The organism is Allostella sp. (assembly GCF_041913585.1).
Classification (GTDB): domain Bacteria; phylum Pseudomonadota; class Alphaproteobacteria; order ATCC43930; family Allostellaceae; genus Allostella.
Genome location: NZ_JAYSFE010000265.1, coordinates 1 through 2,307 on the forward strand (window position 1 = coordinate 1; position 2,307 = coordinate 2,307).

The following is a 2,307-nucleotide window of genomic DNA, read 5'->3' on the forward strand; positions in this document are numbered from 1 at the left end:
TCGAGCGGGCGCCGGTGCGCGGCACCTATCGCGGCTTCGAGGTGGTGGGGCCGCCGCCGCCCTCCTCGGGCGGCGTCCACATCGTCCAGATGCTGAACATTCTCGAGGGCTTCGACGTCGCGGCACTCGGCTTCGGCACGCCCGAGACGCTGCATCTCCTGGCCGAGGTGCTGAAGATCGCCTTTGCCGACCGCAAGGCGGCGACCGCCGACCCCGCCTTCACGCCGGTGCCGGTCGGGCGCCTGACCGACAAGGACTATGCCGCCGAGCGGCGCCGGCGGATCGACCGCGGGCGCGCCCAGGCCTGGGCGCCGGGCGTCCAGGCGACGGCGGAATCCGCCAACACCACGCACCTGACGGCGGCCGACGGCGACGGCAACGTCGTCTGCTCGACCCAGACCATCAACAGCCTCTTCGGCGCCCGCTTCGTCGTGCCCGGCACCGGGATCATCCCCAACAACTACATGTATCTCTTCGATCCGCATCCGGGCTTCACCCAGTCGATCGCTCCCGGCAAGCGCGTCACCAGTTCCATGTCGCCGCTGATCGTGCTGAAGGACGGCAAGCCCGCCTTCGCGCTCGGCCTGCCGGGCGGCCTGCGCATCTTCGGCTCGGCCATGCAGGCGGTGGTGAACCTCGTCGATCACGGGATGAGCCTGCAGGAGGCGGTCGAGGCGCCGCGCCTGTGGACGCAAGGGGGCCCGGTCGAGGTCGAGGACGCGGTGCCGGAGACGGTGCGCGCGGCGCTGGCCGCGCTCGGGCACGAGGTGGCGGCGATGCCGCACGTCGCCGGCGGCATGAACGCGATCGCCTTCGGCGCCGACGGCACGATGACCGGAGCCGCCTGCTGGCGCGCCGACGGCACCCCGGTCGGGGTTGCCGGCGGCCTCGCCCGTGCCAATGTCCGGTTCTGGCCGGACCGCCCGAAGACCTGAGACCAAGCGAGCGTCCCATGACCGACACGCCCCCCGACCGCCTCTGCAACAACCCGACGAGCCCGCACTACGACGCCGCCCTGCTCGAACGCGGCATCGGCATCCGCTTCAACGGCGCGGAGAAGACCAACGTCGAGGAGTATTGCGTCAGCGAGGGCTGGATCCGGGTCGCCGCCGGCAAGACGGTCGACCGCCACGGCTATCCGCTGACGATCAAGCTGAAGGGGACGGTCGAGCCCTACTTCCGCTCCTGAGGCGCCGGCCCGAGCGCCGGCCCGAGCGTCGGGTCCACGAAGAGGGCGAGCCAGACGGTCGGCTGGTCGGGGTCGGTCCAGGCGACGCGGTGCCGGCATCCGGCCGGCAGGAACACCGCATCGCCAGGGCCCAGTTCGCGGTCGTGCGCCTCGCCCGCGATGGCGAGGCGGGCGCGGCCGGACAGCACCGCCACCCATTCCGCCTCCGCCTGGTCGTACCAGAAGCCGGGCGGCGATGCCTGGCCCAGCGACAGGACGCGTTCGAGCCGCACGCCGGCAGCGGTCAGCAGCGGCTCGGTCCGCTCGGCCGCCGGCGTGGCGGGCGTCGTGTCGAAGAGGTTGGGCATCGGTCCGCTCCTATCGTCCGCCGACCAGGAGTTCCGCCACCTCGTCCGAGAAGCGCTTGCGCCGCCCGTCGAGGAGGACGTCGTCCGAGCCGCCCGGATCGCGCTCGCCCCGGGGCATCCCGTGGGCGAGGAGGGCCCGGGCGCAGCCCAGCCAGTCGCCGCCGGCGAGCGGGCGGTTGAGCGAGGCCCAGGCGAGGGTGCCGCTGGCGTCGTCGTCGAAGCCGTGGCGCTCCCGCCAGTCCGCCCCGTGCTCCAGCAGGAAGCGGACCAGCGCCGCGTCCCCCCGGAAGACGGCGTGGTTCAGCGCCGAGGCCTCCCAGTCGCCGCCGCGCGTGGCGATCGGCCAGCCGAGCCGCACCATCGTCCGCACCGCGGCGGCCACCCCGTCCGCCGCCAGCTCGGGCAGCAGCCGCAGCCGCGCCGGGTCGAGCCCGCCCGGCAGATCCGGCCGCCCGGCCTGGATGTCCCTGGCGGCCGCCTCGTCGCCGGCCGCGCAGGCGGTGACGAAGCGCTCGTCCGCGGGCAGGGGAGCGGCGCCGGCGCCCGGCGGCAGCAGCGCCGCCACCTCCGGCAGGCCGAAGCGCAGGGCCAGCGTCCGCGCGTCGGTGCCGTCGGGCGTGCGCGCGGCCGGGTCGGCGCCGGCGGCAAGCAGGGCCTGGACATGGGCCGGCGAACGCCGCCGCCGGATCGCCCAGAGCAGCGGCGTCCCCCAGTCGGCGGTCGGCCGGCTGGTCGCCGCCTCGTTGGGGTCGGCGCCGGCGGCGAGCAGGG

4 protein-coding genes are annotated in these 2,307 nt (G+C 75.0%); 2 read left to right on the plus strand and 2 right to left on the minus strand.

Annotated elements, in window-relative coordinates; all coding sequences use genetic code 11:
• Together ACE3Q3_RS23995 and ACE3Q3_RS24000 are read left to right on the plus strand one after the other, a co-directional pair.
• Positions 1–935: gamma-glutamyltransferase (locus ACE3Q3_RS23995; protein ID WP_374450325.1), on the plus strand; the 935-nt coding region annotated here is incomplete at its 5' end.
• Positions 936–952: 17 nt separating this feature from the next.
• The gene (locus ACE3Q3_RS24000) at positions 953–1,189 is read left to right on the plus strand and encodes a DUF3297 family protein (RefSeq protein WP_374450327.1); all 237 of its coding nucleotides are present in this window, start codon (positions 953–955) and stop codon (positions 1,187–1,189) included.
• Here ACE3Q3_RS24000 and ACE3Q3_RS24005 read toward each other — a convergent pair.
• Both ACE3Q3_RS24005 and ACE3Q3_RS24010 read right to left on the minus strand, forming a co-directional pair.
• Positions 1,174–1,536 carry a cupin domain-containing protein gene (locus ACE3Q3_RS24005; protein WP_374450329.1) on the minus strand — a complete coding sequence of 121 codons (363 nt, stop codon included), beginning with the start codon at positions 1,534–1,536 and terminating at the stop codon, positions 1,174–1,176. The genes ACE3Q3_RS24000 and ACE3Q3_RS24005 overlap by 16 nt on opposite strands.
• 10 nt (positions 1,537–1,546) lie before the next feature.
• The coding region (locus ACE3Q3_RS24010; RefSeq protein WP_374450331.1) for a hypothetical protein at positions 1,547–2,307 on the minus strand (761 nt) is incomplete at its 5' end.

What these genes read in the sequence shown, in the direction of transcription:
- ACE3Q3_RS24000 (WP_374450327.1), top strand. Translation starts at nt 953, where the DNA reads ATGACCGACACGCCCCCCGACCGCCTCTGCAACAACCCGACGAGCCCG.
- ACE3Q3_RS24005 (WP_374450329.1), bottom strand. Translation starts at nt 1,536, where the DNA reads ATGCCCAACCTCTTCGACACGACGCCCGCCACGCCGGCGGCCGAGCGG.